Consider the following 16,942-nt stretch of genomic DNA (forward strand, 5'->3'; position numbering starts at 1 on the left):
GGCGGCCTGTTTTAGCCGCCGCTGACGGACAGAAGATCGTTATTCGCTGTAATCGTAGATACCCGCCGCCAGCACCAGCTGGGACGCGACTTCCGCCGCTTTCTCTTTTCCTGCCAGCAGATCGATCAGTTTTAACGCGAAATCCATCGCCGTGCCCGGACCCTGGCTGGTCAGCAGATTTACGCGTGGATCCCACACCACACGTTTCTCCATCCACTTCTCCGCGGGAATCGTCTCTTTTAAACCGGGGAAGCCGGTCATATTGCCGACCGGGAAGAGATCGTGCGGTACCAGCACGGTACCAGCCGCTGCGCAGATCGCCGCAACGATGCGGCCGGAAAGATGGAACTGGCGCACCGTTTCCACCAGCAGTGGGCTGTCGCGAAAGGTTTCCGCGCCTTTCAGACCGCCCGGCAGCACAATCGCCGCGTAGTCGTCGTCGGCAACCTCCACCAGCGGCGCATCGGCCAGCAGGCGAACGCCACGCGAACAGACGATTTCGCGCGTGCCGTCGCTCTCTACGCTGGCGGTGACCACCTTCAGACCGCCGCGCACCAGCAAATCGATGGTGGTAACCGCCTCGGTCTCTTCACTGCCATGTGCGAGGCAAACCAGAACTGGCGTGTTCGCGGTCATAATGGGACTCCTTGCGTTTTACAAACTCATATAAGCGGGTGTTTTCCGGCACGGCGATCCCCTGCGCGCGCGCGCGGCGCAGCAGGAATCCGGTGATGTAATCTATTTCAGTCAGACGCTGCGCCCGTACATCCTGCAGCATCGAGGAGGTGTTGGCCGCCGTGGTTTCAATCACGTTATAAACGATGTCGCTCAGGCTGTCGGCGGTGATGTGCTGGCCCTCGCGCTCCATCACCCAGCTCAGCTCCTGGCAGAGCATGTCGATCTGCTCCGGCCAGGCGCGCAGCGCGCCATTCTGGCAGTCGTGTTCGACGGTGAGCGGATTGATCACGCAGTTTACCGCCAGCTTGCGCCAGCAGGCGGCGCCGATATTGTCATGCCAGGCGACGTCCGGCAGCGCCGCGTGCAGAATATCAGCGAGGTCGCTGTAGGCCGCGCTTTTACGGTTAGCGGGACCGATATGGGTGATGCCGCTGGCGACATGTTTTATCACGGTACCGTCGCGCATCGCCGCATGCGTGGTGATGCCGCGCAGCAGCGGCTGGCTGAGTCCTTTTAGCTCCTCCAGCGTGCCCATACCGTTATGCAGCAGCAGAACAGGGCAATGTTCCGACAGCACGCTCTGCAGGTTACGCACCGCAGGCGAAACCTGTGGCGCCTTCAGCGTCACCAGCAGCAGCTGGCTGTCAGCCAGAAACAGCGGGTCGTTGGCGATAAAGGTGTTGTTGCTCACCCTGCCCTGGTAATCGATAACGTTGACGGAACAGTAGGGCTGCGGCACGCGCAACCATCCCTGAACCTCATGGCCCTGGCGTGCAAGGGCCGCAAGCCAGACCTGGCCAATGGCCCCGCAACCCAACACGGTAATTTTCATACTGCCTCCCGTATCCGGGTTTGTCGTTTGTTCTTTAATACACAGCGATAATAAGTATAGCGTTGTGCGCAGCCTGATTTTGTTTAGTGCGGCAAGACGCGTATTATGCATGTCACTTTAGCGTCAGGAGAAGAAGAGATGCCATCTTTCGATATCGTTTCAGAAATCGACATGCAGGAAGTTCGCAACGCGGTCGAAAATGCCAACCGTGAATTAACAACCCGCTTCGATTTTCGCAACGTGAGCGCCAGTTTCGAGCTCAACGAAAAGAATGAAACCATCAAAGTGACCAGCGAGTCCGATTTTCAGGTGAAACAGCTGGTGGATATGCTGCGTGAGAAGCTGCTCAAGCGCGGCATCGAGGGCGCCGCGCTCGATATTCCTGAGGAGATCGAGCACAGCGGTAAAAACTGGAGTGTCGATGCCAAAATGAAAAAAGGCATTGAAACCGAAGTCGCGAAGAAAATCGTCAAGCTGATTAAAGACAGCAAGCTGAAGGTGCAGACGCAGATTCAGGGCGATTCGCTGCGCGTGACCGGCAAATCGCGTGACGATCTGCAGGGCGCGATGGCGCTGGTGCGCGGCGGCAACCTCGGTCAACCTTTCCAGTTTAAAAACTTCCGCGATTAATCCTCTCATAGCGTGCGGCCACAGTGGTGTCCGCACGTTACGCTTTTCAATATTGTCACACGACCTGTATCCATTTTACCCTGCTTTATATCAACGCTGTGCATGGCAAAGTCGTGCACATTGGTTTATGAGCCTGACTGACTGGAGATAAATCATGAAAACGATGAAAGCTGCGGTAGTGAAAGCCTTTGGCGAGCCGTTAACCATTGAACAGGTGCCCGTACCGGAAGCAGGACCGGGCCAGGTTCTGGTCAAAATCGCCGCGACCGGCGTGTGCCATACCGACCTGCATGCGGCGGAAGGCGACTGGCCAGTGAAACCTGCGCTGCCTTTTATTCCAGGCCATGAAGGCGTCGGGGAAGTGGTGGCGAAAGGGCCGGATGTCACGCATCTCAAGCTGGGCGATCGCGTCGGGATACCCTGGCTCTATTCAGCGTGCGGCCATTGCGAACACTGCCTCGACAGCTGGGAAACGCTTTGTCTGAGCCAGAAAAATGCAGGCTATTCGGTTAACGGTAGCTTTGCCGAATATTGCCTCGCCGATGCGAATTATGTCGGCATATTGCCGGATAACATCGGATATGCAGAAATCGCCCCCATCCTTTGCGCAGGCGTTACCGTCTATAAAGGGCTAAAAATGACCGATACCCGGCCTGGCCAATGGGTGGTGATTTCGGGTATTGGCGGGCTGGGGCATATGGCTGTGCAGTATGCCGTAGCGATGGGATTAAATGTCGCGGCAGTAGATATCGACGATGAAAAACTGGCGTTTGCGCAGCGCCTCGGCGCCAGCGTCGTGGTAAATGCCCGTAACGAGGATCCGGCGCAGGTTTTCCATTCAGCGTTCGGCGGCGCCCATGGCGTGCTGGTAACGGCGGTATCGCCTAAGGCGTTCGAGCAGGCTATCGGGACGCTGCGGCGCGGCGGCACAATGGTGCTCAACGGCTTGCCGCCGGGTAAATTCGATCTCTCTATTTTCGATATGGTGCTGGATGGCATTACCGTGCGTGGCTCCATTGTCGGCACGCGGAAAGATCTACAGGAGGCGCTCGATTTCGCCGGAAGGCATAAAGTGAAAGCCACCATCGGGATCGAGCCGCTGAGCAATATTAACGATATCTTCGCACGTATGCGCGCCGGGAAAATCGAGGGGCGCGTTGTCGTCGATATGTCGCTCTGAGCCGGGCGTGAAAAACAAAGAACCGGCGCAAGGCCGGTTCTTTAGTCGATGCGTCATGCTTTATCGCAAAGCGCTCAGCTGCTTGCCAGCAGTGCTTCCAGCTCGGGACGGCTGGTGACCTTACTGTCGATTTTGATATAGGCGCTTTTCTCTTCCGGCACGATCAGCACGGCCGACACGCCCGGCTGCGCTTTCAGACGCTGTTCCAGATTCGGCACCGCCAGCGCGCTATCGCTCAGTACGATACGCAGGCTGCTGACATAGGGCGGCTCCTGCATGGTCATGGCAACGAACAGCCAGATCGCAGCAACAATCGCGCCGACCAGGAATACGGTTTGCGCATCGAAATGCCCAAATACCCAGCCGCCGAGGCTGCCGCCGATCGCCACGCCGATAAACTGGCTGGTGGAATAGAGCCCCATCGCGGTGCCTTTGTAGCCGGCCGGCGACTCTTTGCTGACCAGCGAAGGCAGAATCGCCTCCATCAGGTTAAAGGCGAAGAAGAAAAGCTGCACGCCGATCACCAGCGTCCAGAAGTGACCTTCCGCGCCCCACAGCACGATCTCCGCGATAACGATCAATCCTACGCAGGCGACAAATACGCGCTTCATGCGGCGCTTCACTTCTGCATAGATAATAAAAGGCACCACGCCGACAAAGGCGATCAGCATCGTCACCAGATAAACTTTCCAGTGTTCGGCGGCTGGCAGACCAGCCTGCTCGAACTGACCGGGCAGGGCGACGAAGCTGGACATCAGCAAGATATGCAGGCAGAGAATGCCGACGTTGAGCTTGATCAGACGCGAATTGCCGAGCACCTTGCGGAAGCTGCCTTTCACCATGCCCGATTCGCGGTTCAGCACATGCCCCGGCGCGTTGGGCACCACCAGCAGGGTGATTACGATGCCCAGCGAGGCGAGGATAGCGATCATCCAGAACAGCGCGTGCAGCCCCAGCGCGTGAGTGACAATCGGACCGATCACCATCGCAATGGCGAAGGTGACGCCGAAGCTGATGCCGATAAAGGCCATCGCCTTGGTGCGGTTCTGTTCACGGGTCAAATCAGACAGCAGCGCCATGACGGCAGCGGCAATCGCGCCGGAACCCTGTAAGGCGCGGCCGAGAATAATGCCCCAGATAGAGGTCGTGTTCGCCGCGATAAGGCTGCCCAACACAAACAGCAGCAGGCCGCCGACGATCAGCGGCTTACGGCCGATACGGTCAGACATCAGGCCGAAAGGAATCTGAAAGATCGCCTGCGCCAGACCGTAGATACCGATCGCCAGGCCAATAAGCGTTTCACTTGCCCCCTGAAGAGCCATACCGTAGGTAGTTAATACCGGCAGGACCATAAACATGCCCAGCATTCGCAGGGAAAATACCGTGCCCAAACCCCATGTGGCGCGAAGCTCCACCGGCGTCATTTTATTATCGTTCATTCCAACCTCTGTAAGTTTGCCGTATCTATTTTAGGGAGCAGGGCAGGGCGGGTAAAATGATAGTGTTTAAGAAGTGGTAACAAAAAGAAAGGGCGCGAAATCGCGCCCTTAGCATGCTATAGCAGTGCGGCTTTACCACACATAGGTCAGCAGATCTTTTGATGCCGGTCCCATAAAGTCCACCGACATCATCACGCTCAACGCGGTGATAGCCACGATAGAGAAGACGAACAGCTTACGTGCCCAGACGCGATCGTTCGAGGTCTTGTAACCTGATAACGCCATTCCCAGCCACCACACGCTAACGGCCGCCGCGACCACCAGATATTTATAGCCCGCATAACCGCCCAGCGACAGCATCAGCGTGGCAATCATAAACGCCAGAATGTAGAGCGTAATATGATTCTTCGCTACGGAGATGCCTTTCACTACCGGCAGAACCGGAATGTTCGCCGCCTGGTAATCTTTAAAGCGGAAGATGGCAATCGCATAGGAGTGCGGCATCTGCCAGAGGCTAAAGATCGCCAGCAGGATCAGCGCGCCCGCATCAAACTCATTGGTGACGGCGCAGTAGCCGATCACCGGCGGCGCTGCGCCAGACAGGCTGCCAATCAGCGTCCCGTATACTGAGTGACGCTTCATGTAGAGGCTGTAAATACCGACGTAAACCACGAAGCCCATGACCGCCAGCCACATGGCCAGCGGATTGGCACCAAAGTAGAGCAACGCAAAGCCAGCAATACCTAGCGCGGTAGCATAAATCAGGCTTACTTTCGCGGAGATGAGGCCTTTTACCAGCACCCGATTCCTGGTTCTCTCCATCTTCACGTCAATATCACGGTCGATCACGTTGTTGAAAACACAACCCGATGCGACAACCAGCGATACGCCGACCAGAGAGGCGAGAAACAGGGCGTAATCAATGCTGCCTTTCGAAGCCAGCAGAAATCCGCCAATCACAGAAATTAAATTCCCGAAAATAATTCCTGGTTTTGTTACTTGCAGGTATTGCTTAATCATTACGAGCGACTCTTTAGCGAACCATCATGTTGTAGTTGAGGTTCCACATAATCCACAGCGAGCCAACCACGACGATCAGGATAATGACCGCCGAGAAGACGATGGCCACCATGTTCCAGCCGCCTTCGGACTTGCTGTCGAGATGCAGGAAGTAAACCAGGTGAACCAGCACCTGCACCACTGCACAGACAAGCACTACGCCCAGAATGGTAGCGTGCGACGCGCTTCCATCCATTACCATCCAGAACGGGATTGCCGTCAGGATGATAGAGAGGATAAAGCCGATCATGTAGGACTTAACGCTACCGTGCGATGCACCATGTTCAGTTACAGAATGACTCATTACATGGCTCCCATCAGATAAACAACGGTAAACACGCAGATCCACACTACGTCCAGGAAGTGCCAGAACAGGCTCAGGCACATGATACGGGTACGGTTAGTTGCCGACAGACCGTTTTTCGCGATCTGGAACATCAGTACCGCCATCCAGATCAGGCCAGAGGTCACGTGCAGACCGTGGGTACCGACCAGCGTAAAGAAGCCGGACAGGAAGCCGCTACGGTTTGGACCAAAGCCCTCTTCGATCAGGTGATGGAACTCATAAAGCTCCATGCCGATAAAGCCAGCACCGAACAGGAAGGTCAACGCCAGCCAGCCGATAACGGCGCCTTTGTTTTCCTTGTTCATGGCGATAACCGCCATGCCGTAGGTAATGGAGCTCAACAGCAGAAGCGCTGTTTCAACCAGAACGAACGGGAGTTCGAAGATGTCTTTACCTGCCGGACCGCCGGCAGTGCTGTTGACCATTACTGCATAGGTCGCAAACAGCGTTGCGAAGATAATGCAGTCGCTCATCAGGTAGATCCAGAAGCCAAAGACTTTATTGGCTCCTGCATCGTGATGCCCATGCTCCGCATGGGCGTCGTGGTGGTGTTTTGTCAGAGTTTCAGTTGCCATTATTTGAGACTCGCTTTGCTGATATCGTCCAGGTGCTGCTTTTCAATCTTCTCAATCTCGGCAACCGGAACGTAGTAGTCCACGTCTTGATCGAAGCTTTTCACAATCCAGGTCACAATCATGCCCAGGAAGGTGAGGCCAGCCAGCCACCAGATATGCCAGATCATGGCAAAGCCGAACACCGTAGCGAATGCAGCGATAACGATAGCCGCGCCGCTGTTTTTCGGCATATGAATCTCTTCATAGTGAGCCGGTTGCTTGTGCGCTTCGCCTTTCTCTTTCATTTCCCAGAACGCATCGCGCTCATGGATATGCGGGATAGTGGCAAAGTTGTAGAACGGCGGCGGTGAAGAGGTTGCCCACTCCAGCGTACGTCCACCCCACGGGTCACCGGTCAGATCGCGGTTCTGGTCACGGTCACGGACCGAAACGTAGAACATGATCAGCTGGCAAAGGATACCGCAAGCAATCAGCGCCACACCGACAGCCGCAACCACCAGCAGAGCGTGGAACTGCGGATCGATGTCCTGGCTCAGACGACGGGTCATACCCATGAAGCCCAGGATATACAGCGGCATAAAGGCGACGAAGAAGCCGATGATCCAGAACCAGAAAGCGCGTTTGCCCCAGGTTTCGTTCAGGGTAAAGCCGAAAGCTTTCGGGAACCAGTAGGTCACGCCAGCCATACAACCGAATACCACGCCGCCGATGATGACGTTATGGAAGTGCGCAATCAGGAACAGACTGTTGTGCAGCACGAAGTCCGCACCCGGCACCGCCAGCAGAACACCGGTCATACCACCTACAGAGAAGGTGACCAGGAAGCCAACGGTCCACAGCATGGCAGAGTGCATCACGATGCGGCCCTGGTACATGGTGAACAGCCAGTTAAAGATTTTCACGCCGGTCGGAATCGCGATGATCATCGTCATGATGCCGAAGAAGGCGTTAACGTTCGCGCCCGCACCCATGGTGAAGAAGTGGTGCAGCCAAACGATAAACGACAGTACGGTAATGGCGATGGTCGCCCACACCAGCGAGGTGTAGCCGAACAGACGCTTTTTCGAGAAGGTCGCAGTGACTTCAGAGAAGACGCCAAACACCGGCAGAACCAGGATGTACACCTCCGGGTGACCCCAGACCCAGATCAGGTTGACGTACATCATCATGTTACCGCCCATATCATTGGTAAAGAAATGGAAGCCAAGGTAACGATCGAGCGTCAACAGCGCCAGGGTCACGGTCAGAACCGGGAACGCAGCGATGATCAGGACGTTGGTGCACAGGGAAGCCCAGGTAAACACCGGCATTTTGAACAGGTCCATGCCCGGCGCACGCATCTTCAGAATGGTAACGAAGAAGTTGATACCGGTCAGCGTGGTCCCGATACCGGACAGCTGGAGACTCCAGATCCAGTAATCGACCCCGACGCCAGGACTGTACTCCGCGCCTGACAGCGGCGGATAGGCCAGCCAGCCAGTCTGTGCGAACTCGCCCACGCCCAGCGACAGGTTAACCAGGATCACACCGATCGCGGTAAACCAGAAGCTCAGGTTGTTCAGGAACGGGAAAGCAACGTCGCGCGCGCCGATTTGCAGCGGTACCGCGATGTTCATCAGACCAACAACGAAAGGCATCGCCACGAAGAAGATCATAATCACGCCGTGCGCGGTAAAGATCTGGTCGTAGTGGTGCGGCGGGAGTATGCCAGCTTCCCCAGCGGAAGCCATCACCTGTTGGGTACGCATCATAATCGCATCGGCAAAGCCGCGCAGCAGCATGACGAACGCCATGATGATGTACATGATACCCAGTTTTTTGTGGTCGACGGAGGTAAGCCATTCTGACCACAGATACTGCCATTTACCAAAGTAGGTTAGGGCAGCGATGACTGCCAGACCACCAATGATGATCCCGGCAACCGTGACCATGATAATTGGCTCATGGTACGGCACTGCATCCAGTGTTAATTTTCCGAACATCGTATTATTCCTCGGCTCCCGCGGAAGCGGTGTGACTCATGTCCATGCCTTCGTGCTGCGGCATGTCCATCTTCCCGTGGCTGGTCATGAACTTAGCAATGACTTGCTTGAACAGTTCAGGATTCGCTGAAGAGAAATATTCCACCGGATGATTTTCGCTTGGCACAGCCACTTTCTCGAAATCTTCCATCGTGGTCAGCGTGTTAGGCGCCGCTTTAACTTTGGCGACCCACTGCTGGAACTCCGCATCGTCCTTGGTTGCAATGGCTTTGAACTTCATACCAGAGAAACCTCGACCACTGAAGTTCGAGGAAATACCGTCAAACGTTCCTGGCTCGTTGGCGATCAGGTGCAGCTGAGTCTGCATGCCCGCCATGGCGTAGATCTGGCTGCCGAGCGTCGGAATGAAGAAAGAGTTCATGACGGAGTTGGAGGTAATTTTGAAGCTCACCGGCGTATTAGCCGGGAAAGCGATCTGGTTAACGGTAGCAATACCCTGTTGCGGGTAAATAAACAACCATTTCCAGTCCAGCGCCACTACCTGGATCTCAACCGGTTTAACGTCGGAGGCCAGCGGTTTGCTCGGCTCCAGCGCGTGAGTTGATTTCCATGTCAGCACGCCGAGGAAGAGAATGATCAGGATCGGAATGGTCCAGACCACGGCTTCCACTTTATTAGAGTGTGACCAGTTAGGGCTGTACTTCGCTTCAGTGTTGGATGCACGATATTTCCATGCAAACACCACCGCCATCAAGATTGCGGGAATAACGACGATCAACATCAAGCCGAAGGCTGTCAGAATCAACGAACGTTGCTCAAGTGCAATCTGTCCCTTGGGATTTAACAACGCATTATCGCAGCCACTCATTAACAAAGTGCCTGCAATTAATGACAAAATCCCCAAACTTTTATTGTATTTCCTGAGTCTCATTTAACGACCTCAATGACAAAGGGCTTATTGTCGTTTAAGTGTGCGCGCATTTTACGGGAAGGTTTATGCAGTGTAAACCAGCATAAGGATATGTCAGCAGCGTGTTGACACCTTTTGCTAAGGGTGTCACAGATGTTGCCTGGGGTGACAAATTATTAACTGCGACAAGCAGTTGGCACTAATTATAACAAAAACCGATGAAAGTATCCCTAAAGAAATCAGGGAAAGAATAAACCTTACTTTTGGTGCTCAATTCGTTAACAAATCTGCATCATTTGTGTGATGAAATTTATACAACATAATTACGCACCGGTTTTTAATATATTTGTTAAGCGAAGAATTTTAATCTTAATATTTTCTGGAAAATAACACGCGTTGGCAAAGTATAACTTTCCTTCTCGGCAGAGGTCGTCTGTTTCAGTTTCACGCTGAAATAATACCCGTTGTTAATCAACGGGTGCGATCGCCGCTGCGTTTTTCCGCTGCGCGATATAATCAAGCGCCACACCACTGCACACCGCCAGCACCAGCAACGCCATACCGACTTCGAACAGGCCGGCAGGTATGTTTTCCCTCTGCCACAGATTCAGCGCCTGAAACGCCAGCGCCGCCAGCCAGAGCGCAATAAACGCGCATCCTGTGCAGAACAGACGCGTTGTCCAGCGGTAGCCAGCGGCAAAACGCGTGCGCGGTAAAAATTGCTCGCTACGTTGCGCGACGTTCAGCGTGTCGCGACACAGCAGCAGCAGCAGCAGGCCCGGCAGCGCCGCCACGACGGTAAAGGCGTAAAAAACAGGCCATCCCCAGAGTTCGACCAGCCAGCCGGCTGCGGGACCGACATAAACGCGGCCTACCGCAGAGAGCGCCGAAAGCAGAGCGAACTGCGTCGCGGAGAACGATTTATTACACAAGGTCATCAGCAGGGCGACGAAAGCGGCCGTGCCCATGCCGCCGCACAGATTCTCTACAAAGACCGCGCTGGCCATACTCCATAAGTGATGGGGCGTAACCGCCAGCAGCCAGTAAGCGAAATTAGATACCGCCTGTAAGATGCCGAAAATCAGCAGGGCGCGGAACAGGCTCAGGCGCTGCATCAGCGCGCCACCGTAAAGCGCGCCGATAATAGTCGCCAGCAGGCCGAGCGTTTTGTTTACCAGCCCCACGTCGCCAGCGTTGAAACCGACGCCGCGGATCAAAAAGGTGGTGGTCAGCGAGGCGGCGAAGGCGTCACCGAGCTTATAAAGAACGATTAAAGTGATCAGCAGCCAGGCGTTGTTGCGCTGGAAAAAATCCCGCAGCGGCAGCGATACCGCCTCACGCAGCGAGTGAGGCGTCGTGGCGCGCGTATCGGGCTCTTTCGCCATCAGCGTGGCGATAAGCGCGGGAATCATCAGCAATGCCATTAGCCAGTAAGTCGCCTGCCAGCCGAGATAGCGATCCGCCAGCCAGAGCGCGAGCCCGCCGGAGACCAGCATCGCCAGCCGGTAGCCCAGCACGGTGATCGCCGCGCCGCTGCCGCGCTCTTCCGGCGGCAGCACGTCCGTTTTCCATGCGTCGAAAACAATATCCTGCGAGGCGGAGCAGAAAGCGACCAGTACCGCCAGCGCGGCGAGCAGCGTCAGATCGCGTCCGGGCTGCATAAAACCCATGGCGACGATACCGGCGATCAGCGCCAGCTGCGTGACTATCAGCCAGCCGCGACGTCGTCCGAGAAACGGCGGCGTAAAGCGGTCCATCACCGGTGACCAGAGGAATTTAAATACGTACGCCTGGCCGACCAGCGAAAAAAAACCGATGGTCTTCAAATCGACATTTTCTACCGTCATCCACGCCTGCAGCGTGCCGGCGGTCAGCGCCAGCGGCAGGCCAGAAGCAAAGCCAAGCAGGAGTAAAACAGCGGCGTTTCGTTGGGTGAAGATGCGGAGGTAGTGATTCATTGTGACCCTGAAGCGATGCCCGGCAGCGCGCCGGGCATAGAGTACGGCGGATTAGTGCGCGTTTTGCTTGATAAAGTTGTTGATGCTGGTGTCTTGTGCCATATCGGAGATGACATCGCCCAGCGTCGAGTTCACCGCATTGGTGATCTTATCGTTGGTCGCGCTGAACGCGCCTTCTACGCTGTAAGTCTGGCGATAATTTTTCACCTGTTTATTGCCGTTCTTCGCAGTGGCGATAATCGAAATATCCGCTTTGGTGGTGATGCTGTAGCGTACATTGCCCTGGGTAACGTCCGCATAAAGGTTATTTACCACAATTTGCAGATCGACAGCGCCATCTGGGCCGATCATATAGCCGCGCGCGGTCATCTGTTTCTCCAGCACTTCCTGCAACAGGAAGCGTAAATCGCGCGATGGGGTGAGGGTCACCAGCTGGCCGTCGCGATTCACTTTCGCCAGCGCCTGATCGCTGCGCTGGTCGGCACCGGTGATGCTGACAGTCACGCCCATCAGACTTGGATCCTGCTGTGGCAGCTCGATTTTAGGCTGAATAGTCAGCGTATTGCTGTTGCTGGCACAGCCGGCCAAAATGAACGCGGCCAGCAGGGGAAATAACAGTTTTTTCAACATACTTATTCTCGTTAATGTTGTGGGTTGGTTTGCAAAAACTGCGGCCATCATAGCATTGCGCGGCAGTGAAAAAAGCCCTCGAAAGAGGGAAATTAAGGGCAAGCGCCTTTTTTATACGCTCAGGAAAACTCACCGTTGACCGCCGCTCTCGCTGCGCTATCATGCCGGTCGGCTTAGAGGCTGGCAGAAATATTTTCACACATCTGTGCGGATGCGTCTGAAAACCTACTAATATTTAACCAGATGGGGCACAGCGCTCGCCATTGAGGAAAGAGACAATGATCCGCGAACAAATCGAAGAGAAGCTGCGCCTGGCTTTCCAGCCGGCACATCTGGAAGTGCATGACGAAAGCTATCGCCATAATGTGCCAGCGGGTTCGGAAAGCCATTTTAAGGTCGTTATCGTCAGCGATCTTTTTGCTGGCCAGCGCTTTCTCGCGCGCCACCGGGCTATTTATGGCGAGCTTGCCGCCGAACTGGCAGGCAGCGTACACGCGCTGGCGCTGCACACTTACACTTTAAAGGAATGGGAAGGGCTGCAGGATACCGTGCTCGCCTCGCCAAACTGCCGCGGCGCCGGCACGCTCGCCTGACATCTTCTCTGTTTGAAAAAACGGCCTGCGGGCCGTTTTTTTTCATTATTAAGCGATAAACGCGATCTCCGGCGCAAAAAAGCAGCAAAGCCGCTAAAAAGTGGTGAGTTTACAGCCTCGACTCACCAGGACGATGCCGCTATAATGCTGCGTCTATTTTTCCGGAATGTCTTCGGGACGCTTCTGGTGACAGGGATCAGGTTCTCTTAATGGAAGCCGTCCCGGTTGTTGGATACGGCGCATTGCATAATGTGTGGTGTCTGAAGTTGACCGAGCACGCGATTTTTTGAGGTAACAAGATGACAGTTTCAGTAGAAACCACGCAGGGTCTGGGCCGTCGCATTACGATTACTGTCCCCGCTGACAGCATCGAAAGCGCAGTGAAGAAAGAACTGGTGGAAGTGGCGAAAAAAGTCCGTATCGATGGTTTCCGTAAAGGCAAAGTGCCGGCCAATATCATCGCACAGCGCTACGGCGCTTCTGTTCGTCAGGACGTGCTGGGCGAGCTGATGACGCGCAACTTCGTTGACGCCATCATCAAAGAAAAAATCAACCCGGCTGGCGCGCCGAACTACGTGCCGGGCGAGTATAAAGAAGGCGAAGACTTCACCTACGCGGTCGAGTTCGAAGTCTACCCGGAAGTTGAACTGCAGGGTCTGGACAGCATCGAAGTAGAAAAACCGCTGGTGGAAGTGACCGAAGCTGACGTCGACGCCATGCTGGACACGCTGCGCAAGCAGCAGGCTAACTGGAAAGAGAGCGATGCGGCGGCTACGGCTGAAGATCGCGCTACCATCGACTTCACCGGTTCAGTCGACGGCGAAGAGTTCGAAGGCGGCAAAGCCTCTGACTTCGTGCTGGCGATGGGTCAGGGTCGTATGATCCCGGGCTTCGAAGAGGGCATCGTCGGTCATAAAGCTGGCGAAACCTTCACTATCGACGTGAAATTCCCGGAAGACTACCACGCGGAAAACCTGAAAGGTAAAGACGCGAAGTTCGACATCGTGCTGAAGAAAGTTGAAACGCGCGAACTGCCAGAGCTGACCGAAGATTTCATCAAGCGTTTCGGCGTGGAAGATGGTTCGGTTGAAGGTCTGCGCGCGGAAGTGCGTAAGAACATGGACCGCGAGCTGAAAGGCGCTATCCGCAACCGCGTGAAGACGCAGGCGATCGACGGTCTGGTGAAAGCCAACGAAATCGACGTGCCGGCTGCGCTGATCGACAGCGAAATCGACGTGCTGCGTCGCCAGGCTGCACAGCGTTTCGGCGGCAACGAGAAACAAGCGCTGGAACTGCCGCGCGAGCTGTTCGAAGAGCAGGCGAAACGCCGCGTTATCGTTGGTCTGCTGCTGGGCGAAGTCATCCGCACCCACGAGCTGAAAGCTGACGAAGCGCGCGTTAACGCACTGATCGAAGAGATGGCTTCCGCTTACGAAGATCCGCAGGAAGTGATCGAGTTCTACAGCAAAAACAATGAGCTGATGAACAACATGCGCAACGTTGCGCTGGAAGAGCAGGCGGTTGAAGCCGTTCTGGAAAAAGCGAAAGTAACTGAGAAAGCGACCAGCTTCCAGGAACTGATGAATCAGACTACTGCTGCCTGATCGCTGATTTAACCAGAAGTGCTGAGCCCGCGGCTGTGAAGTCGCGGGCTTTTTTGTTTTTCCGGCACAATCTCCGCTCTTCGGCCGCTAGTCGCTTAATAAACCGGCAAATTATTCACGTTGCGCTTTTTCCAGGTTAGCGAATAGAGAAAAGGTTGTTATGCTTGAAACAGCAGGGCAGTATCCCCAGATTGAGGGAGTATGCAGAAGAGAGTTAGACTGGCTGATTAACCGTCCTTGAAGGTGTCGGAAACGAAGCTGAGCCGCGCAGAGCGGGCTCGCTTCAGAGAAAATCGGTACAGAATGTTGCCAATGAACTATATCCAGGAGACGGTAATGTCATACAGTGGCGATCGTGAATTTACTGCGCCGCGCAATGCGCTGGTGCCCATGGTGGTTGAACAGACTTCGCGCGGCGAGCGTTCCTACGACATCTATTCCCGCCTGCTGAAAGAGCGCGTCATCTTCCTGACCGGTCAGGTTGAAGATCACATGGCCAATCTGATCGTGGCGCAAATGCTGTTTCTGGAAGCGGAAAACCCAGAGAAAGATATCTATCTCTATATTAACTCCCCCGGCGGCGTCATTACCGCGGGCATGTCGATCTACGACACCATGAAGTTTATCAAGCCTGACGTCAGCACGATTTGTATGGGCCAGGCCTGCTCAATGGGCGCGTTCCTGCTGACCGCCGGCACGAAAGGCAAACGCTTCTGCCTGCCGAACTCGCGCGTGATGATCCACCAGCCGCTGGGCGGCTATCAGGGCCAGGCGACTGATATTGAGATTCATGCGAAAGAGATTCTGAAAGTGAAACAGCGCATGAACGAGCTGATGGCGGAGCACACCGGCAAGTCGCTGGAAGAAATTGAGCGCGATACCGAGCGCGACCGTTTCCTCTCGGCGAGTGAAGCGGTAGAGTATGGTTTAGTCGACTCCGTCCTGACACATCGCGAATAAGACTCATCTGCCCGTTTCCTTACGCTATAGTTACTGGGAAACGGGTTTGAGTTGAATGAATATTGGCCGTGTTCGCACGGCCTGCGCCGTACGCCAGTATGGCCTGAGAACAAGAAGAGGTTAACTGATGACAGATAAGCGCAAAGACGGTTCAGGGAAGTTGCTGTACTGCTCTTTTTGCGGCAAAAGCCAGCATGAAGTGCGTAAGCTGATTGCCGGGCCGTCAGTGTATATCTGCGACGAATGTGTCGATCTGTGCAATGACATCATTCGCGAAGAGATTAAAGAAGTTGCCCCGCATCGCGAACGTAGCGCGCTGCCTACGCCGCACGAAATCCGCCATCACCTCGATGATTATGTTATCGGCCAGGAAAAGGCGAAAAAAGTGCTGGCGGTTGCGGTGTACAACCACTACAAACGCCTGCGCAACGGCGATACCAGCAACGGTATTGAGCTGGGCAAAAGCAACATTCTGCTGATTGGTCCTACCGGTAGCGGTAAAACATTGCTGGCGGAGACGCTGGCGCGCCTGCTGGATGTGCCTTTCACCATGGCCGACGCCACCACGCTGACCGAAGCGGGCTATGTAGGCGAAGACGTGGAGAATATCATCCAGAAGCTGCTGCAGAAGTGCGACTACGACGTGCAGAAAGCGCAGCGCGGCATCGTGTATATCGATGAGATCGATAAAATCTCGCGTAAATCGGACAATCCGTCCATTACGCGCGACGTCTCCGGTGAAGGCGTGCAGCAGGCGCTGCTGAAGCTGATCGAAGGCACCGTGGCAGCGGTTCCGCCGCAGGGCGGCCGTAAGCATCCGCAGCAGGAGTTTTTACAGGTTGATACCTCGAAAATTCTGTTTATCTGCGGCGGCGCATTCGCTGGCCTGGACAAAGTGATTTCCCAGCGCGTAGAAACCGGCTCCGGCATTGGCTTTGGCGCAACGGTGAAAGGCAAGTCGCAAAAAGCGACCGAAGGCGAGCTGCTCTCTCAGGTAGAGCCTGAAGATTTGATCAAATTCGGCCTGATCCCAGAGTTTATCGGCCGTCTGCCGGTGGTCGCGACGCTCAACGAGCTGAGCGAAGAAGCGCTGATCCAGATCCTGCGCGAACCGAAGAACGCCCTGACCAAACAGTACCAGGCGTTGTTCAACCTGGAAGGCGTCGAGCTGGAGTTCCGCGACGAAGCGCTGACCGCCATCGCTAAAAAAGCGATGTCGCGTAAGACCGGCGCGCGTGGCCTGCGCTCTATCGTCGAAGGCGCGCTGCTGGAAACCATGTATGACCTGCCTTCTATGGAAGACGTGGAGAAAGTGGTGATTGACGAGTCGGTGATCGAAGGTCAGTCAGAGCCAATGCTGATCTACGGTAAGCATGAAGCTCAGGCTTCTGGCGAATAATTCGCCACCGCAAGGGCATTGATATTATTAAAAAAGGGGAAAATTCTTTCCCCTTTTGTTTTTCTCGCTCTCATGACGTTGAATGTCGAACGATCATCCCCATATACTCATAATCCTGTGGGTTTAACTGCACATTCCCTGCATTATGCGGTGCCCATCACCTGGCG

At 55.0% G+C, this 16,942-nt stretch carries 16 protein-coding genes; 6 read left to right on the forward strand and 10 right to left on the reverse strand.

The window, feature by feature from the left end; all coding sequences use genetic code 11:
* Positions 1-39 precede the first annotated feature (39 nt).
* Both yajL and panE read right to left on the reverse strand, forming a co-directional pair.
* Complete coding sequence (gene yajL, locus D7S44_RS00900) at positions 40-636, reverse strand: protein deglycase YajL (protein WP_120451275.1); 597 nt, start codon at positions 634-636, stop codon at positions 40-42.
* On the reverse strand, positions 590-1,510 hold the full coding sequence (gene panE, locus D7S44_RS00905; protein WP_120451276.1) for a 2-dehydropantoate 2-reductase: 921 nt from the start codon (positions 1,508-1,510) through the stop codon (positions 590-592). The genes yajL and panE overlap by 47 nt, the downstream gene beginning before the upstream one ends.
* A 138-nt stretch (positions 1,511-1,648) precedes the next feature.
* Between panE and D7S44_RS00910 the strand changes: the two genes are divergently transcribed.
* Positions 1,649-2,140 carry a YajQ family cyclic di-GMP-binding protein gene (locus D7S44_RS00910; protein WP_120451277.1) on the forward strand — a complete coding sequence of 164 codons (492 nt, stop codon included), beginning with the start codon at positions 1,649-1,651 and terminating at the stop codon, positions 2,138-2,140.
* A 154-nt stretch (positions 2,141-2,294) separates the two neighbouring features.
* Positions 2,295-3,320, forward strand: coding sequence for an alcohol dehydrogenase AdhP (adhP, locus tag D7S44_RS00915; protein WP_120451278.1), 1,026 nt, complete (start codon positions 2,295-2,297; stop codon positions 3,318-3,320).
* Positions 3,321-3,394: 74 nt separating this feature from the next.
* Here the strand turns inward: adhP and D7S44_RS00920 are convergent, their stop codons facing one another.
* From D7S44_RS00920 to D7S44_RS00955, 8 genes are all read right to left on the reverse strand, one after another.
* Positions 3,395-4,759 carry an MFS transporter gene (locus D7S44_RS00920; RefSeq protein WP_120451279.1) on the reverse strand — a complete coding sequence of 455 codons (1,365 nt, stop codon included), beginning with the start codon at positions 4,757-4,759 and terminating at the stop codon, positions 3,395-3,397.
* Positions 4,760-4,891: 132 nt separating this feature from the next.
* Positions 4,892-5,779, reverse strand: coding sequence for a heme o synthase (gene cyoE / locus D7S44_RS00925; RefSeq protein ID WP_120451280.1), 888 nt, complete (start codon positions 5,777-5,779; stop codon positions 4,892-4,894).
* A 13-nt stretch (positions 5,780-5,792) separates the two neighbouring features.
* The gene (locus tag D7S44_RS00930) at positions 5,793-6,122 is read right to left on the reverse strand and encodes a cytochrome o ubiquinol oxidase subunit IV (RefSeq protein WP_120451281.1); all 330 of its coding nucleotides are present in this window, start codon (positions 6,120-6,122) and stop codon (positions 5,793-5,795) included.
* Positions 6,122-6,739, reverse strand: coding sequence for a cytochrome o ubiquinol oxidase subunit III (locus tag D7S44_RS00935; RefSeq protein WP_120451282.1), 618 nt, complete (start codon positions 6,737-6,739; stop codon positions 6,122-6,124). Before D7S44_RS00935 ends, D7S44_RS00930 begins: the two co-directional genes overlap by 1 nt.
* Positions 6,739-8,721, reverse strand: a complete 1,983-nt coding sequence (cyoB, locus tag D7S44_RS00940) for a cytochrome o ubiquinol oxidase subunit I (protein ID WP_120451283.1) — start codon at positions 8,719-8,721, stop codon at positions 6,739-6,741. The genes D7S44_RS00935 and cyoB overlap by 1 nt, the downstream gene beginning before the upstream one ends.
* Before the next feature lie 4 nt (positions 8,722-8,725).
* Positions 8,726-9,652: a cytochrome o ubiquinol oxidase subunit II gene (cyoA, locus tag D7S44_RS00945; protein ID WP_120451284.1), complete on the reverse strand. Its 927-nt coding sequence runs from the start codon at positions 9,650-9,652 to the stop codon at positions 8,726-8,728.
* 446 nt (positions 9,653-10,098) lie between these two features.
* Entirely contained in the window at positions 10,099-11,589 is a 1,491-nt protein-coding gene (gene ampG / locus D7S44_RS00950) for a muropeptide MFS transporter AmpG (protein WP_120451285.1), read from the reverse strand.
* 51 nt (positions 11,590-11,640) lie between these two features.
* Positions 11,641-12,219, reverse strand: coding sequence for a lipoprotein (locus D7S44_RS00955; RefSeq protein WP_120451286.1), 579 nt, complete (start codon positions 12,217-12,219; stop codon positions 11,641-11,643).
* A 278-nt stretch (positions 12,220-12,497) separates the two neighbouring features.
* On the opposite strand from D7S44_RS00955, the gene bolA reads away from it, so the two are divergent.
* The 4 genes from bolA to clpX all read left to right on the forward strand — a co-directional run bounded on the left by bolA (position 12,498) and on the right by clpX (position 16,775).
* A complete protein-coding gene (bolA, locus tag D7S44_RS00960) occupies positions 12,498-12,812 on the forward strand; it encodes a transcriptional regulator BolA (protein WP_120451287.1) in 315 nt (104 codons plus the stop codon).
* Positions 12,813-13,111: 299 nt separating this feature from the next.
* A complete protein-coding gene (gene tig / locus D7S44_RS00965) occupies positions 13,112-14,416 on the forward strand; it encodes a trigger factor (protein ID WP_120451288.1) in 1,305 nt (434 codons plus the stop codon).
* A gap of 336 nt (positions 14,417-14,752) precedes the next feature.
* Positions 14,753-15,376 carry an ATP-dependent Clp endopeptidase proteolytic subunit ClpP gene (clpP, locus tag D7S44_RS00970; protein ID WP_033752709.1) on the forward strand — a complete coding sequence of 208 codons (624 nt, stop codon included), beginning with the start codon at positions 14,753-14,755 and terminating at the stop codon, positions 15,374-15,376.
* A 127-nt stretch (positions 15,377-15,503) separates the two neighbouring features.
* Positions 15,504-16,775, forward strand: coding sequence for an ATP-dependent protease ATP-binding subunit ClpX (gene clpX, locus D7S44_RS00975; RefSeq protein WP_120451289.1), 1,272 nt, complete (start codon positions 15,504-15,506; stop codon positions 16,773-16,775).
* The last annotated feature ends 167 nt before the right edge of the window (positions 16,776-16,942 follow it).

The organism is Pantoea piersonii (assembly GCF_003612015.1).
In the GTDB taxonomy this organism is placed as follows: Bacteria; Pseudomonadota; Gammaproteobacteria; order Enterobacterales; family Enterobacteriaceae; genus Pantoea; species Pantoea piersonii.

Bases quoted from the DNA above. Each gene is read 5' to 3' on its own strand.
- yajL (WP_120451275.1), bottom strand. From the start codon at position 636: ATGACCGCGAACACGCCAGTTCTGGTTTGCCTCGCACATGGCAGTGAA.
- panE (WP_120451276.1), bottom strand. From the start codon at position 1,510: ATGAAAATTACCGTGTTGGGTTGCGGGGCCATTGGCCAGGTCTGGCTT.
- D7S44_RS00910 (WP_120451277.1), top strand. From the start codon at position 1,649: ATGCCATCTTTCGATATCGTTTCAGAAATCGACATGCAGGAAGTTCGC.
- adhP (WP_120451278.1), top strand. From the start codon at position 2,295: ATGAAAACGATGAAAGCTGCGGTAGTGAAAGCCTTTGGCGAGCCGTTA.
- D7S44_RS00920 (WP_120451279.1), bottom strand. From the start codon at position 4,759: ATGAACGATAATAAAATGACGCCGGTGGAGCTTCGCGCCACATGGGGT.
- cyoE (WP_120451280.1), bottom strand. From the start codon at position 5,779: ATGATTAAGCAATACCTGCAAGTAACAAAACCAGGAATTATTTTCGGG.
- D7S44_RS00930 (WP_120451281.1), bottom strand. From the start codon at position 6,122: ATGAGTCATTCTGTAACTGAACATGGTGCATCGCACGGTAGCGTTAAG.
- D7S44_RS00935 (WP_120451282.1), bottom strand. From the start codon at position 6,739: ATGGCAACTGAAACTCTGACAAAACACCACCACGACGCCCATGCGGAG.
- cyoB (WP_120451283.1), bottom strand. From the start codon at position 8,721: ATGTTCGGAAAATTAACACTGGATGCAGTGCCGTACCATGAGCCAATT.
- cyoA (WP_120451284.1), bottom strand. From the start codon at position 9,652: ATGAGACTCAGGAAATACAATAAAAGTTTGGGGATTTTGTCATTAATT.
- ampG (WP_120451285.1), bottom strand. From the start codon at position 11,589: ATGAATCACTACCTCCGCATCTTCACCCAACGAAACGCCGCTGTTTTA.
- D7S44_RS00955 (WP_120451286.1), bottom strand. From the start codon at position 12,219: ATGTTGAAAAAACTGTTATTTCCCCTGCTGGCCGCGTTCATTTTGGCC.
- bolA (WP_120451287.1), top strand. From the start codon at position 12,498: ATGATCCGCGAACAAATCGAAGAGAAGCTGCGCCTGGCTTTCCAGCCG.
- tig (WP_120451288.1), top strand. From the start codon at position 13,112: ATGACAGTTTCAGTAGAAACCACGCAGGGTCTGGGCCGTCGCATTACG.
- clpP (WP_033752709.1), top strand. From the start codon at position 14,753: ATGTCATACAGTGGCGATCGTGAATTTACTGCGCCGCGCAATGCGCTG.
- clpX (WP_120451289.1), top strand. From the start codon at position 15,504: ATGACAGATAAGCGCAAAGACGGTTCAGGGAAGTTGCTGTACTGCTCT.